The sequence below is a fragment of the Methylobacterium thuringiense genome, from assembly GCF_022179645.1.
Lineage (GTDB): Bacteria > Pseudomonadota > Alphaproteobacteria > Rhizobiales > Beijerinckiaceae > Methylobacterium > Methylobacterium thuringiense.
Genome location: NZ_BPRA01000027.1, coordinates 1 through 22,958 on the forward strand (window position 1 = coordinate 1; position 22,958 = coordinate 22,958).

At 61.0% G+C, this 22,958-nt stretch carries 16 protein-coding genes; 8 read left to right on the plus strand and 8 right to left on the minus strand.

Going from position 1 to position 22,958, the window contains the following annotated elements:
• Together MFF07_RS21185 and MFF07_RS21190 are read right to left on the minus strand one after the other, a co-directional pair.
• Nucleotides 1-3,172 (minus strand): SwmB domain-containing protein (locus tag MFF07_RS21185; protein WP_238232821.1); only part of this gene is annotated, 3,172 nt, incomplete at its 3' end.
• Nucleotides 3,173-3,417: 245 nt separating this feature from the next.
• Entirely contained in the window at nt 3,418-4,479 is a 1,062-nt protein-coding gene (locus tag MFF07_RS21190; RefSeq protein WP_210245140.1) for an exopolysaccharide biosynthesis polyprenyl glycosylphosphotransferase, read from the minus strand.
• Nucleotides 4,480-5,277: 798 nt separating this feature from the next.
• Between MFF07_RS21190 and MFF07_RS22760 the strand changes: the two genes are divergently transcribed.
• On the plus strand, nt 5,278-5,511 hold the full coding sequence (locus tag MFF07_RS22760) for an acyltransferase family protein (RefSeq protein ID WP_373322411.1): 234 nt from the start codon (nt 5,278-5,280) through the stop codon (nt 5,509-5,511).
• A 151-nt stretch (nt 5,512-5,662) separates the two neighbouring features.
• The gene (locus tag MFF07_RS21195) at nt 5,663-6,355 is read left to right on the plus strand and encodes a class I SAM-dependent methyltransferase (RefSeq protein ID WP_187272568.1); all 693 of its coding nucleotides are present in this window, start codon (nt 5,663-5,665) and stop codon (nt 6,353-6,355) included.
• Between the two features lie 303 nt (nt 6,356-6,658).
• Here the strand turns inward: MFF07_RS21195 and MFF07_RS21200 are convergent, their stop codons facing one another.
• The 3 genes from MFF07_RS21200 to MFF07_RS21210 form a co-directional block, all read right to left on the minus strand.
• Nucleotides 6,659-8,659, minus strand: coding sequence for a heparinase II/III family protein (locus MFF07_RS21200; RefSeq protein WP_238232822.1), 2,001 nt, complete (start codon nt 8,657-8,659; stop codon nt 6,659-6,661).
• Entirely contained in the window at nt 8,660-9,772 is a 1,113-nt protein-coding gene (locus MFF07_RS21205) for a glycosyltransferase family 4 protein (RefSeq protein ID WP_238232823.1), read from the minus strand.
• Between the two features lie 364 nt (nt 9,773-10,136).
• A complete protein-coding gene (locus tag MFF07_RS21210) occupies nt 10,137-11,657 on the minus strand; it encodes a hypothetical protein (RefSeq protein WP_147817842.1) in 1,521 nt (506 codons plus the stop codon).
• Between the two features lie 514 nt (nt 11,658-12,171).
• On the opposite strand from MFF07_RS21210, the gene MFF07_RS21215 reads away from it, so the two are divergent.
• A complete protein-coding gene (locus MFF07_RS21215; RefSeq protein ID WP_238232824.1) occupies nt 12,172-14,127 on the plus strand; it encodes an acyltransferase family protein in 1,956 nt (651 codons plus the stop codon).
• Between the two features lie 117 nt (nt 14,128-14,244).
• Here the strand turns inward: MFF07_RS21215 and MFF07_RS21220 are convergent, their stop codons facing one another.
• Both MFF07_RS21220 and MFF07_RS21225 read right to left on the minus strand, forming a co-directional pair.
• A complete protein-coding gene (locus MFF07_RS21220) occupies nt 14,245-15,561 on the minus strand; it encodes a heparin lyase I family protein (protein WP_147817840.1) in 1,317 nt (438 codons plus the stop codon).
• Between the two features lie 587 nt (nt 15,562-16,148).
• Nucleotides 16,149-16,436 (minus strand): hypothetical protein, encoded by a 288-nt coding sequence (locus tag MFF07_RS21225; RefSeq protein ID WP_147817839.1) that lies wholly within the window; start codon nt 16,434-16,436, stop codon nt 16,149-16,151.
• Nucleotides 16,437-17,137: 701 nt separating this feature from the next.
• Between MFF07_RS21225 and MFF07_RS21230 the strand changes: the two genes are divergently transcribed.
• The 5 genes from MFF07_RS21230 (at nt 17,138) to MFF07_RS21250 (ending at nt 22,120) form a co-directional block, all read left to right on the plus strand.
• The gene (locus tag MFF07_RS21230; protein ID WP_238232825.1) at nt 17,138-18,619 is read left to right on the plus strand and encodes a lipopolysaccharide biosynthesis protein; all 1,482 of its coding nucleotides are present in this window, start codon (nt 17,138-17,140) and stop codon (nt 18,617-18,619) included.
• 18 nt (nt 18,620-18,637) lie between these two features.
• A complete protein-coding gene (locus tag MFF07_RS21235) occupies nt 18,638-18,796 on the plus strand; it encodes a hypothetical protein (protein ID WP_187272565.1) in 159 nt (52 codons plus the stop codon).
• Between the two features lie 174 nt (nt 18,797-18,970).
• Nucleotides 18,971-20,197 (plus strand): glycosyltransferase, encoded by a 1,227-nt coding sequence (locus MFF07_RS21240; protein WP_187272564.1) that lies wholly within the window; start codon nt 18,971-18,973, stop codon nt 20,195-20,197.
• 323 nt (nt 20,198-20,520) lie between these two features.
• A complete protein-coding gene (locus tag MFF07_RS21245) occupies nt 20,521-20,946 on the plus strand; it encodes a Ros/MucR family transcriptional regulator (protein WP_147817836.1) in 426 nt (141 codons plus the stop codon).
• Nucleotides 20,947-21,016: 70 nt separating this feature from the next.
• Entirely contained in the window at nt 21,017-22,120 is a 1,104-nt protein-coding gene (locus MFF07_RS21250) for a heparin lyase I family protein (RefSeq protein WP_187272563.1), read from the plus strand.
• A gap of 112 nt (nt 22,121-22,232) precedes the next feature.
• On the opposite strand, the gene MFF07_RS21255 is transcribed toward MFF07_RS21250, so the two are convergent.
• Nucleotides 22,233-22,475, minus strand: coding sequence for a hypothetical protein (locus tag MFF07_RS21255; RefSeq protein ID WP_147817834.1), 243 nt, complete (start codon nt 22,473-22,475; stop codon nt 22,233-22,235).
• Between the last annotated feature and the right edge of the window lie 483 nt (nt 22,476-22,958).

Genomic DNA, 22,958 nt, shown 5'->3' on the forward strand with positions numbered 1-22,958 from the left:
TGACGCTCGCCGACTGGAACATTGGCGGGGTCGTGTCCGGCGTGGCGTTGGCGACGCTCTGCGCTGCAAAGGTGGCGGCATCGTTGCCGGCGAGATCCTGGACGGCGAGGGCGTCGTTGCCGGCGGTCGGGTCGGTATAGGCCACGGTGACCGCCTGACCGGAGGTCACCGGCGCGGCCAGGGTCAGGGTGACCGTCTGGGTCGCGCTGTTGACGGCGACGCCGCTGACGCCGACGGCGCTGCCGCCCACGGTGACGGCGAAGGCGCCGGCCGCCGGGACGTTGGTGGCGTCGAGAGTCTCGTTGTAGGTCAGCACCAAGTTGGCGCCGTTCACGGCGGCCGACTGGAACATCGGTGGGGTCGTGTCGGCCGGCGGTGGCGTCGTGTTGGTGACGCTCTGGGCCGCAAGCGTGGCGGCGTCATTGCCGGCGAGGTCCTGGACGGCGAGGGCGTCGTTGCCGGCTGTCGGGTCGGTGTAGGCCACGGTGACCGCCTGGCCGGACGTTACCGGCGCGGCCAGGGTCAGGGTGACCGTTTGGGCTGTGCTGTTGACCGCAACGCTGCTCACACCGACGGCGCCCCCAGCCACGGTGACGGCGAAGGCGCCGGCCGGGATGTTGGTGGCGTTGAGAGCCTCGTTGTACGTCAGCACCATGCTGGCGGCGTTGACGCTTGCCGACTGGAACACTGGCGGTGTCGTGTCGGTATTGCCGAGAATGAAGTTGGCGGCGGCGAGGGTCGGGGCGGCGACGACGAACTGAAAATCCGGCTGGCTGTCGCCGTTCGTGTCCGCACTCACCAGCTGCGTGCCGCCCTGCGTGCCGCGCTGATAGCGCAACTGGCCCGCTTGGCCGGTGAAAGCCCCGGTGCCGATGAACGTGAAGCCCTGCGTGCCCAAGATCAGGCTGTTGGCGTCGATGGCCGACAGGTCGATCTGGTCGCCGTCGCCCGCGATCAGTTCGATGAAATCGGGTGCGCTGGCCGGACCGAAATCGGCCAGGCTCTGGAATACGAAGCGGTCGGCGCCGGCGCCGCCGTAGAGCTGGTCGGTGCCGGGGCCGCCAATCAGCACGTCGTCGCCGGCACCGCCTGAGATGTAGTCGTTGCCGTCCCCGCCGTTGATGGTGTCGTTGCCGCCGTTGCCGCGTAGCGTGTCGTTGCCGGGTCCGCCGTTGATGACGTTGCCGGCATCGGTGTCGTTGATGGTGATGCCGGCCGAGCCTGGCGTGCTGTTGGTCACGCCCTGGGCCGCGAGCGTGGCGGCGTCGTTTCCGGCGAGGTCCTGGACGGCGAGGACGTCGTTGCCGGCTGTCGGGTCGGTATAGGCGACGGTGACAGCCTGACCCGACGTCACCGACGCGGCCAGCGTCAGCGTGACCGTCTGGGCCGTGCTGTTGACGGCGACGCCGCTGACGCCGACGGCGCTGCCGCCCACGGTGACGGCGAAGGCGCCGGCCGCCGGGATGTTGGTGGCGTCGAGAGCCTTGCTGTAGGTCAGCACCAGGCTGGCGCCGTTCACGGCGGCCGACTGGAAAACGGGCAATGCGGTGGCCGCGCCGATCGTGAGATCGAACGTGTCGGATGAGACCTGACCGGCCGTCGTAGAGGCCATGACCGTCACGGCATAGGTGCCGGAGGCGGCCTGCCCGGTCGTGGAGAACGTGCCCGAACTCGCGTTGAAGCTCAGCCAGCTTGGGAGCGCGGCGCCGGAGGCCAATGTCGCGGAGTAGACCAGCCCCGTCGGTGCGCCCGAACTCAGGAACGACGCCGTTCCGGCGGTCGGCCCATTCGGATCGAACCCGAGTGCACGCAGATAGGCCGCGGCCCGCAGGGCGTTGCCGGCGGCGTTCGGGTGGATCTGATCCGCCATGTAGCCGGCGGCGGCGGCCATCGCGTAGCTGCCCAGAACGCCCTTGTCGTCGACGTAGATCAAGCCCCGCCTCGCAGCCTCCTGAGCCAGGATCGAGCGGTAATTGTCGAGATAGACCTGGCCGCTGCTTCCGACGTCGTTCGGACCGACGAGAACGATCTGGGTCGCGGGCGAGGCGGTGGCGAAGTTGTCGAGGATCCCGTCGATCCGGGTTTGGTAGCTTGCCCCGTACAGGACACCGCGATCGTTCATCCCTGCGTCCAGCAGATAGGCTTGCGGCGCAAGCGCCCCGAACCAGGTCTGACGGAAGCTGGTGTTCAGATTCGACCAGTTGCTGAGACTGGTGCCGGCGATGGCCACGTTGGAGAAGCTGGCGCCGTCCGCATCCGTGCGAAAATCGGCTCCGAACAGGGTCACGTGGCCGGTCATGCCCTGGACGGTGATCTGGTCGTTGCTCTGCCCGCGATCCGCATGGATCAAGACGCTCTGGAGGCCGAGGGCTCCCGCGGTGCTGACCGTGACCGGGGCACTTGTGCCTGCCCCCTGGATCGTCAGCGTGCCGCCATCGGGCTGCTGCAGGTAGTAGACCCGCGCGGTATCCCAGGCGGAACTCGGATCCCAGACGAACCGGTCCGAAGCGGAGGCTGCTGCGACGTTAATACCCTGCCCGTTGATGCTGTACTGCTCGAGCCCGGGATTGGCCGTTGGGCCGGCGAGATAGGCGACGCCGCTCGAAGCAGAGGACACATGCCCGACGCCGATTGGCGGATTGTTCGTGAAGGCTTGGTAGCCGCTGCCGCCATCGCCGTACAAACCCCGCAGACGCGAGACGAACGTCTGGGCATAGTTGCTGCCGACGTACCCTGCGGTCAGGCTGTCGATGGCAGCGAGCGCATTGTAGTCATAGCGGACGGTCCGACCCGCGGCCATGGTGAAGGTGTCGGCAGGCACCGTGAACGAAAACGAGGTCCCGTAGGCGAAAGACCGATCGGCCAGCGGATCCGCCACGCTCAGAGCGCCGGTAATGACGACGCGCTCGACTGCCGGCGCACTGGTCCCATTGGAATCCTGCGCCCGGATCAGCACGTCGTAGCTGCCGACAACCGACGCGTTCGAGATGGAGATCGCGCCGGTGGCTCCGTCGAACGTCATCCACGACGGCAGCGGCGTCCCGTCCCCGAGGACGGCCGAGTAGGTCAGGTTCGAGCCGAGATTGCTGAACGTGTCGGAGGCAAGGCCAATCTGCGCGGTCGTGCCCGCCTGCGCGGCGACACTTTTAGGAGTGCGGAAAAGAAGAGCCATGATGCTTTCCCTAGAGCGCTTTCCGACCAAGTGGATGCCGGTCGATCGAAAGAAAGCGCTTCAAAATATAACCTGAGAGCCGTATCCGACCCGACGCAGCAAGATCGGATACGGCTCTAGACAGCAATATGCTGCGTCGATCTCTGGTCTCGGTTCCGGCGCCCATCAAGCGGGAGACAATACGACAATGCCGGCATAGAAGCAGAAGGCCTGTAAATCGAAAATTGATTTAATGATACTAGGAACTAGTAGGCTTTATCGTTCCCGGCTAGGCATCGGAACGTCGAAAATATGATCAAGGTATCCAAAGAAAACGACCAGTTTTCGATGTACCAGATATCGTGTTCGACGCGATTCTTCATATCCTCGATGCGCGGTGTTTCTCCGCGAGCGCCCCTGATCTGCGCCCACCCGGTAATACCGGGCTTAACGCGATGGCGCCGTGCGTAACCGACAACGCGGGACAAATAATATTCGTCGTGCACCACCGCATGTGGTCGCGGCCCAACGATCGACATGTCACCGCGGAGGACATTGAAGAGCTGTGGTAACTCGTCAAGGCTGGTTTTGCGCAGCCATCTACCGACCTGGGTCACCCGAGGGTCGTTCTTCACCGCCTGTCGGACGTCGTCCTGGTCGGGCACGATTTTCATGGACCGAAATTTCAGAATGCTAAACTTTTTCCCCTCGAAGCCCTGTCTTTCCTGCTTGAAGATCACCGGCCCTCGCGAACTGGCTTTCACCGAAATCGCGATCAAGCAGAGAAGCGGCAACAGAAAGAAGATGGCGAGACCGGAAAACAGAATATCCAGCGCTCGCTTTCTTACGCTCGTCGCGCAGGCTGGCGCGCCGGCACTCTGCGACGCGTCCGAATGGATCGCCCTCAGGTCGACCCTCTGCGCCATGTCCTGCGTTGCAGGACTGACGATATAGTAATGGCGATGTTTAGCGACCGCCTGAAACATATCCGCTGCGGCGGTCTCGTGCGCAGCCTTCTCATCGGACAAGACGATCACGGCGTTGTCGTAATTGTCCAGTCGCAAGGACGACGTAGCGGATCGAGCCGTATCGGCGGGGCCGGTGTCGTAGACGCCATCCTCCAGCAGCATCAGGATATCGTTCCGGATGCCGTTCTTCGACATTGCCGCGGACAAGGGGGTCTGGAAGAAGTTCACAGTCGGATCGACCAGCCAGAGATTTTTGTCGCGGCAGTTTTCACCAGTCGGAAGTCTGATCGACTCGTAAAGTCGCAGCCAATTCTTCGGGAATTTTTGGCCTGTCGCGAAACTCCCTTCAGCCACGCTCATCGCACGTCCCTTCGCCCGGTTTACGAGTTTTTAATATTTGTCATCCGCAGTATTCAGTCAACGTGTTTCCCCATGCTGATCAGGCGAGACGATGCCTATCGCTGTAACGTTGCTTTTTTAGCTTCGCACTCTCAAATGATCGTACGTAGTACGCAACTGTGAAATGAAGCTCATATGATAAACCAACCGGCTCCCTGTTTGTCGCTCATGCACCGGCACGGCCGCGGCTTCACTTAGATCACGAGCGCGCTCGAGCGCTTTCCGGCCAAGTGGATACCGGTCGGCCGAAAGAAAGCGCGACACAGCAAAGGCTGAGAGACGCCGGCCCGATGCGCTGGGATTGTGTACGGCTCTCAAGTATTTTTCATAGGCATAGCTGCTGTTTCAGCGAGTAAAAATATTATATATCGATAGGATGGACCGCCTTCCGTCATCTATCGTGTCTATAAAAATCTCACTCTCGGCATAAGCTTGGCCATTCAAACTCCGTTGTCATCGCTCGTTGGCGAAAAACCGGATTTTTTATGTTCATTGGATCGTCAAGCGAGACGGCGCGGAGTGGCACCACGGCACGCTTCACCGAATTCGACGCTGGTTTCGCAGGATGTCACAAATCTTCGATCCGCTCTGAGTTCTTGCGCGAACGCGGCGTCCGTCTCGGCGAAAAAGGCTCTATCTCTTTGTGCTGTCGCATTTTCTTCACGCGAACCGGAAACCGCTTCGCTCAAAAATGCTCTAGTCGTTTGTTAAGCTGGGGTCTCTATCTCGCAAACGCTGGGCTAGGAGTGGCCGATTTGGCTGACCGTCTGCGCTCTTGTTCTGTGCGCGCCGCGTCTTCTACTGCTCCTCAACAACTCGACTGCCCCAATCATCGAAGCGCTGGGCGACGCCTCGTACAGCATCTACCTGACCCACGGCTTCGTGATCCCGATCGCAGGAAAGCTATGGGGCGCCGCCCATCTCTGGAGCCAGCCTGTTCTGTTGTTATGTCTCTCTACCTTGGCCAGCTGCGTGGCTGGCGTGGCCTGCTAACGCCTTGTAAAAAGACCCATGTACCGGGGTATACTGCGCCGGCTGAGCGCGAGGCGCGCCGCGCGTCTCGCATTTCTTCCACGTAAGGCTGCGAGACATCGCATCACGAAGCTGCATAGGGTCTACATCGATGTTGCGAGCGATTAAGTCTATGCTTCGTGAAGCATTTTTCCGCCGCTACTATAGAAGCGACTTTCTAAAACGCCTGCCGCATGGAGCAAAGGTGCTTGACGTGGGGTGCGGGAACGACTCTCCACGCCTTTTTAAGGAAGCAAGGTCGGACATCTACTACGTCGGTCTGGACGTGGGTGACTATCGACATACGCGTCCGCCGACTGAAAACGCAGATGAGTTCGTGGTCGTGGCCTCCGACGAGTTCGCAGCGGCGATCGAGAAATGGCGAGGACGCTTCGATGCTGTCTTTAGTCAGCATAACATTGAGCATTGTGAGGAGCCTGACCGGGTTATCAAGGCTATGGCCGCGTGTTTGAAGCCAGGTGGAACTCTGTTCTTGGCCTTTCCGACTGAGGCGAGCGTTAAGTTTCCAAGCCGCCAGGGCACCCTCAACTTCTACGACGATTCAACGCACCAGCAACTACCTGATTTTTCCAGGATTATTGAGCTGCTGAAGAGTACAAGCATGTACATCAACTTCAATGCCCGGCGCTATCGCCCCTACAAGCACGCTTGGCGCGGACTGCTCAACGAGTTGGAAAGCCGAAAAACGAAAACCGTGATGCGCGGCACATGGGCCCTCTGGGGTTTCGAGAGCATCATCTGGGCGTCGAAGTCGAACAATCCGGACGCCAATTTTAGCGCTGGTCAGACATCGAAGCCACGGTAGACCGTTGCCACGCCGTTTGCGGTTGAATCGGCGGTGGCCAGCTTCCATCGGTGGTCCGGCTGGAAGGTTAGTGCATTGTCGGCCTGAGCGCGACGGCCGAGCTGGTCGGGATTGCGCAGCCGACCACAACACGGCCTTGGGAGCGGGCGGCACTTGGAGCATTTTCGAGCGAACTGGTTTCCGGTTCGCGTGAAGAAAATGCGACTGCACAAAGAGCGAGAGCAGTTTCCGTGAGTCGAAGATCACGGAAACTGCTTTAGATCACGCTGCGTTTTGATCGATTAGATCAAAACGCAGCGTGATCTAGGAACTGCGAAAGCCGTCAAGCACACGCATGCGCGCGGCTGGCTCGGCCGTTTCCGGCGTGAGCTGGAACGAGGTCCGAAGACCGCCCGACGGCAAATGTCCGCGCCAGACGACGCGCGGCGCGGGGCGCATTTCTCCGAAACGGTTCGACACCCAACCTCCGTCGATCCGGTTTTCACCTTCCTGGACGGTGACATTCCCCGGTCGATCGAACGACAAGCGCCCGAGCTGGCGACCATCCCGCAAGAACACCAGAGCGGTCTTCATGTCGTCGATCACGATTCCAGGCGCAAACTGGAACGCGATACTCGCTTCTTCCGGGCCGGGCCCGGGCTGAAGTTCGTCGATGAGCGCAAATCCGAAAGGAGCAGCTTCGATCGTCCGCACGTGATCGACGCCAAAACGCGACCGATAGCCGTCATGCGTGACGCGAACGCGCCAGTTTTCTCCATCTCTCTTCTCGACGAGGCTCGCATGCGCCTTATGCCCCCAGTTGAAAGGGCCGCTGATCGTGCTCTGATCGACCCCGCCCAAACAGAGCGTGTTGTGTGCCGCGGTCCCGCGGAACCAGGTCCTCCAGGCGCCGCCGCCATGGTAGAGGTAGGTTCCCGGGTCGCACAGAACCGCTTCCCCGTCGATGCTGAAGACCACGGCGTTCGCGTCGGCGTGCCCGTGTGCCGCGATCGAGAGGTAACCCAGCGGACCATGATCGATCACGAGGTGGAGATGGCGGCCTGCCTGCCGATCGGTGACCACCGTATAGCCACCCTGCATGAAGGTCTGCAGGCGCCGGTCAGTTTGCCGCGAAAGCCGGGAGCATCCGAAGAGAGCGTTGCGCAGTTCTTCGGTCTCGGTCTCGTGGCAGGGGCCGAGATCGTCGTAGGCGGCTTGAATGGTCTGGGCGACGGAGCAGACGTAACTGCGTTCGGCCACCGCATCGAGGGTCAGAACCCGACCTTCGTCGTCGTCCCCGATCGCGGGCACCGACCCACCGGGTTCTGAGATGGCTGCGACGAAGCCGGCAAAGGCGAGCAGTCGCTGCGTCGCCACCTCGGAGACGCCGAGTGCGAGTTTGTCCGCCACGAAATTTCCGAACAGGATCATCTCCGCGGTGAAGGCACCATAGGTGGGCGACTGCTCTGCCGGAGTGCCGTCGGGAAGAATCTGGAGGGCCGCTTCGCGCGCGATATGCTCATACTGGTGCCGAGCACGCTGGAGATTGCCGTCCTTTTTCCGGACCGTCGCCTCGATGAGCAGCAGCCCGAGATGTTCGGCCATCGCGTGATTGTTGGCCGAACTGAATTTCGACGGGAACCGCTCCAGGAAATCCCTGCTGCTCAAGAGGATTTCCAGGATCAGGCGCCTGGTCCGCTCGCTCAGTCGATCGGCGCAGAGGTTGTAGGCGACGATCAGAGAGACGCAGCGCAATGCCACCTCGATCCCGGAGTTCCAGCCGACACCGGTATAGGGCGGGTTATGGCGCTCCCAACTGGCGATGGCGTCCTCAACGGCCGCCAATGCGCGTCGATCGTGATTGAGCGAGGCCGCTGCCGCCAAGGCCTGAAGGAACTGAAGCCTGTTTTTCTCCCACACGTGCTTGATGTCGCCGAGCTCTCCCGAGCGACGGTATTTGATATCGAACGAGAACGAATCCGATCCGGGCCATAACAGGCCCGTTCCCGGATCGATCCGCCAGCCCTTCTCGGGGAAGAGATCTTCGGGGTCGGCGTCCGGCCAGGTGGCGCCGAGCGCTGAAAACTTTCCTTCGAAAATATTCGCGACGACCACGTCCAGTTTTTTGCGGAAGGCGGGGGTCGCGTTTCCGATTACCCTACCTTCGAATCCCGGGATCCTGCGCAGCTCGAGATGCTTCGGCGGCGTGACGAAGACTTTCGATTTCCTGCGCATGCGCGATCGCTCGACATGCTCGCCGACACGAAAGGCGATCTCGGGAACGCTCATGCTCCGGATACGGGCGATGTACCACTTGAGGGACATTCAATTTCCCTGCAGCAGCAGATTGTCCGACCCAGCGGTACCGCGGCGATCCGAGGCCACCTCGATCCAGTGGTGGCGCAGCCTCGTGGCATAGCGATCGATGTTCAAATGTTCCTCGTAGAAGGCATGCGCGTTTCGGCCGAGGGTCTCGCGCATCGGACCGGACGAGATGACCTGCTCGAGCCGAGCGGCCAGGGTCCGGATATCGCCGGGCGAGACTAGCAGGCCACGCTCTCCGTCGACGATGATGTCTTCGACCGCGCCTACGGGAGTGGTGATCACCGCGAGCCCCCAGGCCATCGCCTCGATGACCGACATCGGCAGGTTCTCGTCGTAGGAGGGCAGGACGAGGACCTGGCTGCTTCCCAGCAAGGTTCTGATCCGATCTGGTCCGACCCAACCGAGGACTTGCACCTTGTCCTGCAGGCCGTGTTGCCTCGCCAGCGCGCTCGCGCGCTTCGTCTCGCCGTCGCCGGCAAGGACGGCCTGCCACCGCAAATCCGGCGGGAGCAGCGCCAGGGCCTCGATCAGATCGAACGTGCCCTTCCGCTCTCCGACCTGACCGAGGAAGATCAGGCGGACGAAGGCGCTCGGCTTCTCGCCGGCACCGCCGCGCCGGCAGGCATTGGGGAGAATGTGGAGCTTCTCGGCGATCTGCGGCAGCTTGCCGGCCGCGAAGGCATGCCAGACCGAACCGAGGACGAACACACGATCCGATTTCGTGAAAATGAATGCGATGAGGCGTCCGACGACAGGACCGCTCGCATTCCAGTATTGCCGGAACCGGGAGCCGTGAAGGTGGACGATGTATGGCACGCCGAAAGCCCGACATATGGCGCAGGTCGCCGCCTTCCTGATCACACTTCCGCCGGACGATAGATTGATGTGCACCACGTCCGGTTTGCGAAAGACACAGACCGTGATCAGCCGGATGAGGAAGACCAGGTAGGTTCCGGCTGCCCGAAGGCCGCGGCCGTTGCCGCGCGTGGCCCAGAACTTGACGCTGAGATCGCGAAAGTCCGCGGACTGCCCATAGGGCCGGATCTCATCCATCATCCTGTCGATCCCGCCGCGACCGCCTTCACCGAGCGGGGTAACGACGAGAACACGCATCCGCCTTTCGATCACGGCTCCGATCCCTCTACATCAATGTCCAGAGCAAGATTTGCCGATGACGTTTTCAGTCAGCGCTCGCCTTTCAAATTCTATACATTCTATTTCAATTTCCATTGAAAAACATGACTATATTATCTTATAAAACATGTCTAATCCCTGAAAATATATCAATTCTCCATGCGAGCGAACTGCTTCTTGCATTGGACATTTCGCCTCGCAAGCTGGTTTAGAAATTCAGACGAACTTAAAAATCTACGGATCGAAAGATAGGAGCAGCGCAAATTCCCTGTCCATCACTTCCCGGTCATCGATCTCGATCGAGAAAATTAGTGATGGCCCCCATCGATGCGGCTGCGGGCTATTATCTCGGTTGAAGTGCGAGGGCGGATCGCCCTGCCGACGCACCGAGGCGGAGGACGGACGCGCGGACCAGAGGTATCGCCATCCAGCCAGCGAGAAGAACGACGGCAACGCTGAGCGGCCAAAGCGGCGTCATGTAGCGGGGCAATGGAACCTCGAACACGGCCGTGGCGATGGTATTCAGTTGAAGGACAAGGGCCGACCACACCATGACGATGTCGCTGGTCGTCCGCGTCAGCCGAACGATCTCGAGGAGGAACCGGATCAAAAAGACTGCACTGATCGCTAGGGCGACCGCCTGAAAGACTCGCAGGAGGAGCAGCGGCAGCGTCGCTCGCGCGAGAGGTGGATCGAACAGATTGGTGGCATCGTCGGAGCGGACATCGGATGGCCGGACCATGCCGGCCTGAGAGAAGCCTCCGGAGAGCTGATCGCCGAGCCTGACCGATGCGGCAGGCTGCGGGGGAGGGTTGGCCGCCACGAACGTCTCGTACTGCGCGCGCTGCTGGGCATCGACGAAGACGAGATAGAGCCCGAGGCGCAGATAATCGCCGGCAAAGCGCGTTACGAAATGAAGCGGGTCCTGTTTCATCCTGGCGCTGACGTAGCATGCGAGAATGCTATTGATTTCGCCCTCGCTTGTGGTGTGGAATTTGCTCTGAAGTTCCGGAATGATCACGGAAAAACGGAGATAGTTGCTGTACTTGTCTTCCAGAACAGATCGCTCCAGCGGGGGGGTTGCCCCGAGATACCTGACGACATCATGCGTTGCGGTCTCGATCACCTCCCCGCCGCATCGCGTGGCGGCCGCGTCCGGGGCCCAGTCGGTGAACAAGGTCTTCTGCAACAGCCCTCTCGCCGCTGGGCTCGAGGTCGCCACCGAGCCGTAGCGATGAAAGTAGAACGCCGGCGAAGCTGCCAAGGTCAGTACGCTGACCGCGGCGGCGGCTCCCAACGCGATGAGCCTTTCCCTTCGGAGCAATCCCGGGAGGCACATCAGCATGCCCCCGGTGACAACCAGAAGAATGAGATTGGTTGGCCGGAAAAGACCAGCAATGCCGCAGACGAGCAGCAGCACACACAGGCGCGTTCGCGAGTAGTGCGCGGCCATCCCGATCCAAGAAGCGAGCGCGAGCATGATCAGCGCGGCGCTGACCGCATCCGGAATGGGGTAGACGCTCGATTGCACGAGCAGAACGTTTGCCATGGTCAGCCCCTGCCAAACGAGCGCCAGGGCAAACCGACCCGTGCAAGCCGTCCAAGCACAGGCTGTGACCCACAGGCAGCCCAGGAGGAACGCCGCCTGGATCATGGGAATCGCGTTGAGGCCGAAGCCAAGCTTGAATGCCCCATTGAGGAAGGCGCCGTATCCCACCGGCCGCGACGGATCGAGATTGATGTAGCTCGGCACGTCCCCGCCGACCACGGCCGTGAGATCTTTGAAGACATAGAAGTAGATGCCGGCGAACACCGGAATGAGCGCCAGAGCGAGTATCTTCGCGGGGCCGAGATATCGCGTCACGAAATAGACCCCCGTTGTGAGAGCGTGCTTTAGAACGCTTGCCGACCAAGTGGTTGCCGGTTGGTCAAAAGAAAGCGCTTCACAATAATGGCTTAGAGACGCCGGCCCGATGCAATCGGGTCGGGTACGGCTCTAGAGCCGCCGACCACAGAATTCTGCAGGCGATCAAGATCGTCCATACAGACTGTCCGGCCAAGGTTGCATCTCGGCCATGGTGCCGGATCGAACTAGCAATTCGAGATACCGTAAATTGGAGTCCGCCAGGGAGATCGTACTTCGGACTTCCGAGAGTAGCGGCGGCCGTCATCGCGAAGAAGTATGCAGTTTCCATCCAAGCATATCAAATACAAAACAGACATTGTTCGATTGACTATAATCAGACATGCCGGATAAGACTGATTATCGTGTTTCGATGCGCTGTTCAGTCAGCCCATGCGACGGCACCGCTCTCGCTGCGGAATCTCGTTACGGCGACAGCAAGACGCGCCATTTAGCGTTAGGACGAGGGGCGTCGATGACCCACCGGTTGGATCTGAATGCCCTTCGGGCGATCGCCGTCGCGGGGGTCGTGGCGTTTCACCTGAAAATCAACCTGCTGTCCGGCGGCTTCTCCGGCGTCGATGTCTTCTTCGTGCTCTCGGGCTTCCTGATGACGAAGATCATCGCGGACGGTATCGAGGGGCGAAAATTTAGTTTTGCCCGCTTCTATGCGGCTCGTGTGCGACGCATCGTTCCAGGCCTGCTGGCAACCTGCTCGGCCGTACTTATTTTCGGATATTTTTGGGTCGACCCCATCAAATACGAAGAGATGGCAAGATCTGCTGTCTATTCGCTCTTATTTGTATCAAATATTAATCTGTGGAAGCAGGTCGGATATTTCGATATCGGCGCGAATGAAAAATGGTTTTTGCATACGTGGTCGTTGTCGGTAGAATGGCAATTCTACCTTCTCTACCCGCCGGCGATGTATTTGCTGTATCGCGTTTTTCGAACGCGACGGCGGGTTGGGACTTCGATCAAAATCGCGATCCTGCTATCGTTTGCCCTGTCGGTCGTCTTGGCCGGCGTCCGGCCGGCAAGCGCCTTCTTCCTTCTTCCGACCCGCGCCTGGGAGATGCTCGCCGGCGGAGCGGTCGCGCTTTCGCCGATCGATCTGCCGCAGCGCTTCAAGAGACCGTTCGGCCTGATCGGTCTCTGTCTGATCGGCGCATCGTTTCTCATCTACGATTCCCTGACGCCCTGGCCGTCCTTCGGCTGTCTTCTGCCGGTCGTCGGCGCCGTCATGGTTATCGCTGCGCGCGACGACGGCCTGCCTCTTTATCGCAACCCTGCCGTCATCTGGACCGGCCTCTGGTCCTACGGCATCTATCTCGCGCATTGGCCGGTGATCGTCGGCGTCGAATACCTCGCACTGCCCTGGCCGGCCGTGACGAGCTTCTGCCTGATCGCCGCGATCATGGCCGGATGCACGCTCTTAGCGCATTTGGCGTCCGCCGAATCCATCCGGCGCTTGTGGGAGGCGAAGATCGGGACCTACGGCCGGGTCGCGTTCGGCGCGGCCTTTCTCCTGGTCGGGACGAGTGCCGCCGGAATCGCACTGACGAATGGCGGGGAGTGGCGGCAGCCCGAGAACCTTGAGGTCTTCCGCGCCTCGCGCTTGGCGATGGGCGATTGGGATTACCCGAGCGGCACGTGCAATGGGCTGAGTTTCAGCGAGGAGCTCCGTCCCTGCCACGTCGGCGCGCGGCGCGGTCGCAGGACCCTCATCATAGGCGATTCCTTCGCCCAACAGCTCTTCAGCCGCGCCCGCGAAATCAGCGATAACGATCCCACACGCGGATTCACATTCGTGACGTCGGCCGGCTGTCCACCGATCGTCAACATCAATCGCACCGGCGTCGGCTTTCGCTGCGACACGTTCATCGACAAGGCGTTGAAATACGCCGAATCTTCGGATTTCGATCACGTCATGTTCGTGTCGATGTGGTATAATTACTTCAAAATTGAATCAAAGAATGTCTGTTTTATTGGCAAGAATGGCTGTGCCGTTGCGAGAACCAGCGAGGAAGTCTTGCCGTTGCTTGGCGGTGCACTCGACGCCATGCAGGTTCGTCTGCGTCAGATCAGAGCCGGTGGAAAGTCACTGACCGTCGTGCTTCCGTTCCCCTACAGCAAGGTGGACGTGCCGTCGGTCCTCGTAAAGAACACGTTTCTCGGCCGTGCCGCGCAGGGCGTGAACGATATCGAGATCGACGTGCTGTTCGAAGATTACGATGCGATTCGCGCCAAGCTCAAGGGCTTGGCAGACAACGTCGGCGCGACCCTTCTCGACCCGATGGAGTTTCTCTGCGTCGAGCGCCATTGCCCGACCCTCGATGGAAAGGGAATTCCCTACTATCGGGACAGCAGCCATCTGCGCTCATCGACCATCAGAAGCGACCGCTTCGTGTTCCTCGACAAGTTCATGTAGTTCCGCGCGGCCGCGACCGTACCAGAGGAGCTGCGTCCTCGAAGATGCATCGGTCCTGGCCTCCGCCCGGATTGGGCGGAGGCGCGAGCGCGCGTGCCGGATCGTGCAGGACGACCCTCAGCTCCCGAGCACGAAATCGCCGGCCGAGAGAGACGGCGCACCCACGAGGATGCGCATGTCCGCGGTCCGGTCGCCGTTCACGTCGGCCGTCACCAGGAGGCAGCCGGCCTGCGAGCTCCTCTCGGTGCGCAACTCGCCCGCGGTCCCGGAGAATGCAGCGTTCCCGACGAACGTGAATCCTTGCCGGCCGGTGATCAGCGTGTTCGCATCGATGGCCGAGACATCGATCTTGCTTCCGCTCGCGCTCCCGTTCCAGAATTCCACCACATCCATGGCACCGGTGACGGGCGCGTCTTCGACATTCTGGAACACGTATCGGTTTGCGCCCGCGCCGCCGTACATCGTGTCGGCGCCCGCGCCGCCGATGAGCACATCGTCTCCCGCGCCGCCCGACAGGTAATCGTTGCCGGCGCCCCCGATCAGCGTGTCGTTCCCATCGTTGCCCCGCAGGGTATCGTTTCCGGCAGCGCCGGCGATCACGTTGGATCCGCTTCCATCGTTGATCGTGATGGGGGCCGTGCTCGCGGATCCATTGGACGGGGTGCCCGGTAGCGGACCCGGCAGGTCCGAACCGCCCGGGGATTGAGGGTCCGGTGTCGAGGACACCGGCGGTACGACGATGGGCACGGAAGGCGTCACGGGCTCCAGCGGCGTCGAGGGTTCCGGCGAGGTGACGGGTGAGCCCCCCGCCGTTCCCTCGGTGATCGTCGGCAGCGTGTAGGAGACAGCCATGGTCTCCGGCGCGGCAGCCCGGTAGATGCCTTCCTTCCAGTAGACGCTGCTCTGCGTCGAGTAGCCCATCGGGCCGCGATAGGAGACGATCTCCTGTCCGTCGCGGGTAACGCTGAGATAGCCGTTGCCCGCAGGATCGAACTTGGCGGTGACGTTCATGCTGTAATCGTGGCCGCGGACGATGTCGGCCTTGTCCATGTAGACCGGCTTGTAAACGGGGCTGCCGTTGCCCCCGTTGTAGCCGACATAGATCACCATCCGCTCACCGCTGAGCTGGATCTGGAAGGGCGGCGAGATGGCCGGCGCTCCGGGATAGTCATTCTGGTGGAACTGCCCCAAAACCAGCCAGCCTGCTGTGTTTCGCTGCCCGGGTTGTACTTCGAAGTTATAGTCTACGTTAATCGTCGAGCCATTCAGATGAAATTTATTTTCCAGTATCTCGGATCTGTTCTTCGAGCTTGGATCGTTTATCCACCGATCTCCGCCGCGAACTTCGAACACGATCCTATCGCCGGTGCGCTGAATGCTCCAGGGACTGCCAGATGTCTGTTCCCAAAAGGATTTCGTACTTCCGCTTGCCATCTGGCCCCGCTTTCTTGACGTATTGTTTGGTTTTTGTTTCAGATATATTTTGCATTAAACTACTTGCGGTGTAGTTTTGATTGTAGCGTGAGCATACGTACGTATTTATTGATTATCAACATATTTTTTATTATGGGAATATTGTGATAGTCTGAAAGCTTCGACAGACAACGAGACAGGTGTCGCAAAAATAATATGTGCGAATTTATGCCTGCGTCGATGATTCGCTGCAGTGCACATCGCTCGCTTATCTCAAGCTTTGCAGTTCGCTTCTGATGTCAGGATGGCGGGGCCAAGTTAGTGGCGGGCGAAACGATTCACGTCGTAATCAAGCGGCATAGGTTTGCATTGTGGCCCTCTCCTGACCGGCGTCGGTGAGCCGTGGCCTGCCCTTGCTCGGTGTCGAATCCGGGGAGCAATGTGTTCTGGCTCGGGAGCCGCACATCGCAGGCGCAGTTGAGCCCACTTGCAGCGAACGTCCGGCAGCATCGAACCTGAGGCCTTTCGCTCGTCGCATCAGGCTCACGGCCTGCCTTCGAGGCCGTCCGGCCGAGACGTCCCGGCAGCGCCGGACATCCAGGCGCGCCCTATGCTGCGTGCGAGTGCGAATGGACTCCGGTCGGCGAAAGGGACGGATCCGGAGCTCGATGGCTCATCTCTCGGAGAGCGGCCACCATCCTGTCCGTTTCTTCGTCGCGTTCGGCGCCGCCCTGCTCGTCACCTCCCCGGCGTCGTGCCACCAAGATTGCCGCGAGCACCGCTGTACCGGTTCCCACGACCGGTCCGAGCGCTACGGCGAACAGCAGGTTGAGGGGAGCGATCACTGCGACGGTGATCGAGCCGGCGGTCAGGGCGGCTGCGGCGATCGCAAGCATCGTGGTCCTCGGAAATAGAATCGCGAGATCAGTCGATGACTGATGGGGCTGAGAACGTTAAAAAATTGTTAACATGCCGGTTCTGGTCTGGTTCTGGGGCAAGTTTCGGCAGCAGATACAGTGCTGATTACCGTCCTGATCGTTGGAATCCTGGTCAGAGGAGCATTTCTCGGTTTCGGGTCCGGCAAGCCGTTACTCCGGTGCCGAAGGCGACCATCGGATGGTCGAAGATGTCTCGGCACACGGAAGGCATGAATGCGAGTGGCCTCGACGAATGGTGGTTTGCTAGTTCGCGTGCGCACTTAAGCCTGGTTCCGTCGGAGTACGCCGCTTCGTTGTGGCTGAGTATCGAAGCGGAAGATCTGTAGCGCGGAAGCCCGAGTGATCCGCATCGCGGTGTATGCCTTGACGGGTGCAAGCGCACCCGCAATGATCTTCTGCGAATTATCGGCCTCGAATTTACTGATGAGCCGGTCGAACAAGCTGAGGGCGGATAGAAACTCGGCATCTGATATTATTTCCGGATTTCAGAACTATGATACGTATTTCCAATCTATCTATTTTCTGGCATGTATATAATGTGATCTATCGACATTCTAGGCGGCCTTTTTGTCTTCGTGCATGGAGCTGTCGATTTGATGCCGGCCTATAGTATTATCGGAGCATCTTTCTTCGTCGACGTGGCCGATCGCGCGAAAACCGTGTCGCAGAGACTCATGCGCGCCGCCCGGGCGAAATCGGATGTCCTCCTCGCTGTCGCCGCACAGATATTCCAGCAGATCGCGACGTTCCTCACCGGGGTCATGATCGCGCGTGCGATCGGCGTCGAGCAGTACGGAATCTCGAATCTCGTTCGGAACACCTTCACGATTGCCTCGATCATCGGTCCGCTCGGTCTGGAGATCTGGCTCCTGCGCTTCTATGGCGTTCAGAGGGCACAGGGTCGGGAGATCCGGGGAACGCTCGGATTCATGCGGTCCGTCTGCCTTTGCATCAATATTGGCTTGTTGATCTGCATTCTTTTACCTTACGATTATGCAGTCTCGCATTATGTCTACAAATATCCTGATTTTATAGTTCTTTTGGGGCTATCGCTGCTCGTCGTTCCCGTCGCAGCAGACCTTTCGTTGCTTGGCAGCGTCTACAAGGCCGAGTCCCGCTTCGGCGCGTACTCCCTCCTGACGATCGGTGTGCAGTCGCTGGTCCGAGTCCTGCTCGTCGGAACGGTGCTGCAGCTGTCCCCGACCGTCCTCACGGTGGTCCTGATCAATATTGCGCAGCTCGTACTGAGCTATGTCGGAACGCTCCTGCATTTCCGCCGCCGTCTGCAGGCGCGGATTCCGATGCCGCAGGTGATCGAGGACGTCCGGTACGGGGCCCGGCGAGCGATCGAGATCCTGTCCGTTTCGATCTGGTTTGCCGGCAGCACGCTGATCTACAGCGCGCTGCGCCTGGTCGACGTGCTGCTGCTCGGGGCGTTCAGCACCGCGAAGGCGGTCGGCGAGTACTCGGCACTGAGCGCGGTGGCGCAACTCGTTCAGCTCTATCCCCTCGCTGCGAGCCAAAAAATCGGCCCGCAGGTCGCTGCTGCCTACGAGCGCGATGACATGGAGGGGCTGCGGGCGATCTACCGACGCTATGCCCAGCAATCCTCCCTCGTGGCGGGGTTCGTGTTCGGCGGCGTCGCCTATTTCGGCAGCCATCTGGATTTGCTGTTCGGAAAATCCTTCGCCTTCCAGCCGGCCGTCGCCGGCCTCATCGCGTTCGGGCATCTTCTGAGCGCGATCTTCGCGCCGCTCGGTTTCTGCCTGTCCATGACCGGGCGGCATAGGCTGGAATTCGGCGTCCTGCTCGGTGGGGTCGTCGTACTCGTCGCGTCCTGCTGTCTGTTGATTCCGATCTACGATCAGGCCGGATGCGCGGCGTCCGTGGCGCTCGCCTTCGCGACGGTGAATGTCGCGAGATCCACGCTCGTCTTTCGGATCTTCGGCTTCTTCCCGGCAACGTGGCGGGACGCCCTGCCGCCGCTCGCATCTCTTCCATTGGCGGCCGGCGCCGATTTCCTGGTCCGGCCGCTCGGCGAGAGAACCGTTCTGACGACCGGCCTAGCCTGCGCGCTCTACGTGGCCTTCTACCTCATCCTGCTGATCTGGCCAAAGTTCCTGCGACACGAGCCGTCGTAATACGATGGGGAGGCGATATTGTCTGTTCAGAGGGTCGTTCTGTTCGCCCCGCACTTCGCGGAATACGCGATCGCCCTGTCGGAGCGCTGCACGGTCCTCCAGGAGCTGCGCCGGCACCGCGATCGAGGCGTCGGTGGCCTGAGCAAGCGCGCGGGGTCCGCCGATGCCGCGGTGTAGGGCGCATCTCGTCGGAAGCGGTGCTGCCCCGGCGCCCGCAGGCGCAGCACGACGGGTCCGTGCGTCTGCCAACCGCACCGCTTATCCAAACTTCGAGACCTCATCCCGTTTCGGCCCCCGTTCATCCAGGCAGCCCTCATGATTGTCCCCAGATCACAGGCTTTCCTTCGGCATATGGCGTCGCGTCTGAACGACCTCTGGTCGGCCTCGCCCACGCCGGTGCCTGATCAGGCGAAGGTGTTGTTCCTGGTCGCCGGCCTGAGCGTCGGCGGGGCCGAGCGCCATACCGTCACCGTCAGGGCGGCTCTCGCGCGGCGAGGTTTCCCGACATCGCTGCTTGCGGTCGGCTCGCGGCGATCGGAGGTCATCGCGGCACTGCCGGGCGCGGAGGATGCCGAGCAGCTCAACGTGAAGGGGATGTCGTCCCTGTCCGGCTGGGTCAGCCTGTGGCGGGCGCTGAGACGCTCCGACGCGAACATCGTCGTCTGCGTCAACCAGGCCCCCCTGATCAGCGCCGCTTTCCTGCGGCTCGCGCTCGGCACGCGCGCGAAGATCGTATGCGTCTTCCACACGACGATCCTGCGGCCGTCGGACCAGATCCGGCTACCGCTCTTTCGGGTCGGCCTCGGTCTTGCCGACGCACTGGTCTACGTGAGCCGGAACCAAGCATCCTACTGGCGGGCGCGGTGGCTCTGGTGCCGAAAACAGGCCATCATTCAGAACGGAATCGATCTCGACCGCTTCGGTGCCGACCCTGCGGCGCGGGTGGCGATGCGGCAACGGCTCGACGTCGCCGATGACGAGATCCTGGTGGGCCTCGTCGCGGCGTTTCGGCCGGAGAAGAACCACGCGCAGCTGCTCGATGTCGTGCGCGAGGCGCATGACCGCGGTGCCCGGGTCAAGGTGCTGTTCGTCGGCGACGGCGAGACACGCCCCTCGACCGAGCGTCTTGCGCGCGATCTCAACCTCGACTCGCTCGTGATCTTCGCCGGCGAGCAATCCGATGTCCGACCCTGGATGAGCGCCTGCGATTGCGGCGTCCTTTGCAGCGATGCCGTCGAGACATTCTCTCTGGCCGCCATCGAGTTCCTAGCCAGCGGCGTCCCGATGCTGATGTCGGACATCGGCGGGGCGAGCGAGATCGTCGAGCACGGCGTCAACGGCTTCCTGTTCGCGGTCGGGGACTCGCAGGCTTTCGCCGACTGCCTGATGAAGGCGTCCGATCCGGCGATCCGTGAGCGTCTCCAAGCGCAAGCCGTGCGGTCCGTCCAGGGCCTCAGCGAGGAGCGGATGGTCGATGGCTACGTGTCCCTCCTGCATGCCGTTTCGGCCGGATCCCGACAGCGTCTTCGGCGGCTTGCGCCAGAAACCGGTCCCCTTCCGGTGCGGTCGGCCGATTGAAGCGCTGACCGCCGCCCAGGAAAGTCGATTGAGAGACGTATCGCAACAAAACTTAGGAACGATTCTTGCTCGACTAGTTATGGTTTCAATGTTTTCAGCTGCTCATTTGGAAAGAATAGCTTTCTACGGCCGAAGCCTCGGCTCACGTCTCGCCATATCAAAGCGCCGTATTTGGTCTAATTTTAGGGCTTCCGACGGATGCGCTTCGTTAAATAAACAATTTATATTAAAATATTGGCATTTACAGATCTGATTTACTCGGCCATCAGAATTCAAGATTTCGATGCGTGTATTGCGATAGAGCTAGATGGGGAGACGACTCGATGGCGCCTGAGCCTACAGAACGCGGAACGGCGCCACTGTATTCCACCGTGAAGATCGTTTCGGCCTACGTTCTGAAGAACTACGCTTCACCGTCCGAGATGCTGAGTCTCATCCAGGCCGTGCATGGTGCACTCGTGGCGATCGAGACCGGCAGAGACCGCAGCCAGGGGCAGGCAAAGCTCAAGCGGGTCCAGGAATCGATCACGCCGGACGCGCTCATCAGCTTCATCGACGGCAAGCCCTACAAGTCGTTGAAGCCCCATCTGGCCAGCCTCGGCTTCGATCCGGATAGCTACCGCGCGCGTTACGCGCTGCCTGACGACTATCCGATGGTCGCACCGCACTACGCGGCGCGGCGGTCACAGATCGCGCGCGCTTCAGGACTTGGCCGCCGGAAGACGAGCAATGCCGCAAGCCGGCAGTAAATCGCTTTGCGTTCGGACATCGACATATAACAATCGAACATCGCCCCGCGGATGTCGGAGATACGATTGCATGTACAAGCGTTCTTCCGTCCTGGTCGGTACCCCGATCATCGTTCTCCTGGCCTCCGTCGGGCTACCGGCCGAGGGCGCGCCCGGCGGTGCGAGCGAAATGCCTTCGGCGTCCGACAACTTCGCCACCAGTCGGGAAGACCGAGGCCGACGGCCTGCCGAAAGCCGAAAGGTCGACGAGTTGGCGCGGCTGCTCGCGAAGCTGCAGAACGATCTCACCGAGATGCGAGCGGCTGGCACGGCCAGTTCGGCCGAGCTCTCGGAAGCTCAAGCCAATCTCGATGCTGCGAGGGCCTTGCTCCGCCAGATGACGGCGCTTGCGGCCACCCCCCAGTCCGAAGCGAAGGCGCCTGCGGCGATCGCCTCCGGTTTCCAAGAGCTGCCCATCGGCGCCGAGATCGCGATCGCTGGTCTGAAATGGGCCACTCAAACGCAGCGGGTTCAGGTCGGGCTGGAGGGAAACTATCGTTTCTCTGCCAAAGCCGGTGAGCGGGCCACGTTTGATCCGCCGCGCAAGATCCGAACGGAGCTGGTCGGGCTGACACCGTTTAGCAAAGGCCAGGAAATCCGGCTGACCGGGACGTTCAACATCGATCCGAAATCGGTCTTCGTCGGCGCAGAATGGTGCTCGATCGTGCAGATCCATCAGGCGGATACGCGACGTGCGGACGGGAGTTTCGTCAATGCGTCGCCCATGTTCTCTCTCGACCTTCTTTCCGACCCGGCAACCGGCAGGCCATACCTCCAGGTGCGTGGGGAGACGGGCCGCGGAGAGCAAACAACCTACTCACCGATGCGCATCCTCGGGAGGATCCCGGATATCGAGCTCGGCAGAGACCACGCCCTGGATCTGATCGTCGTCGACGGCCACGGTGACCGCGGCCGCATCGCCGTCTGGATCGACGGCAAGATGCTGGTGGACCGGGCGGACATTCCGACCGGCTACGAGTATGTCGATCTCCTTGCCGACGCATACCGGGTGCGTGGCAAGCCGCAGCCGACCACGTCCTATCTGAAGATCGGAATCTATGCCGGGAAGGGTACGGGCGAAGGCCCACCGGAAGCCGTGAACGTCGCGTTCACCTTCGCGGAGGCCGCTCGCTAGATCGGGGCGCTCGAGCCGCCATCGATTCCTGTAGCGGTGCAGGGCCCGGATCCGCGGAAGCCGGCATTGCGACGATCGCACGGGGCAGAGAACGGCTGGCGCGCAAAACGAGTCAGCGTCTGCGCGACAGGATCGACGGAAGAACCGCCCGGATCAGCGAGCCGACGAAGAACGTCACGTTCAGGACGAAGAACGTCGCGCCGGCCCTGACCAATGTTTCAGACAACGGTTCGCGATGAATGGCGGCAGCGACGCCCAATGCGATCGCAAAGATCGAGATAACGATTACCAGGCCTGGCCAACGAAGCGTGAGACCGATCGCAATTCCGAGTCCTGCAATGCTGAGGTAAAACATGTGATAACTGACGGAAGAGCCCTCGGCCTATGGCGTCAATCCAAGCAAAGCAGACCTAAAATCCCTAAATGATGAGAAGCGTCGACATCGTCACGTCGCGAGGGCCGTGATCGTATAGGCAATCCAGCAGAGGAGGGCGCCCCAGGCAGACGTTGCAACGAAGCCGAGGCCGAAGCCGACCGACCGTGGGAGGCTTCCAACAAGATGCGCGGTGTTGCGAGGTAATGTTCGCCCCGTGCGGGTTCGCGGCCAATTCGGTACATACCCCATGACACCCGCCCTTTTCTGCTCGGAAGAACGATTTTCACTAACTCATACGTTGAGAGATCGCTCTGCTACATTGCTACGTCGGGTTTTCTTTCGTCAAACAGAATCAGCTGCATCGACAAGAGATGATCGATAGAACTACTGGTCTCGCACCAGCCCGGAGCGACCGTGCGTCGGAGATGAAGGCGCTCAAGCGCTCGAACCGAGGATCGGCCC